The sequence below is a fragment of the Enterococcus sp. HMSC078F03 genome, assembly GCF_001811595.1.
Classification (GTDB): Bacteria; Bacillota; Bacilli; order Lactobacillales; family Enterococcaceae; genus Enterococcus; species Enterococcus faecalis.
The window spans coordinates 1-209 of record NZ_KV805557.1 but is presented as its reverse complement, the minus strand read 5'-3'; the positions used below and the strand labels follow the sequence as shown (position 1 = coordinate 209).

Below are 209 nucleotides of genomic sequence, written 5' to 3'. Positions count from 1 at the left end.
AAGTACGCCAACAACGTTCCAAACGCCAGCGGATGAGACAACCGTAACCGCACCAACAATCACAGGAGTGACAGGTAATTCAACGGCAGGTTACGAAGTTAAAGGAACTGCCGATGCCAATGCCACGGTTGAAATCCGAAATGCAGGAGGTGCCGTGATAGGCACAGGGAGCGCCGATGGGACAGGAGCGTTTACAGTTACCATTCCCG

Annotated in this window: 1 protein-coding gene; it reads left to right on the top strand. The window is 53.1% G+C overall.

The window, feature by feature from the left end:
- A partial coding sequence (locus HMPREF2810_RS07195) for an Ig-like domain-containing protein (protein ID WP_141750866.1) occupies positions 1 to 209 on the top strand: 209 nt, incomplete at both ends.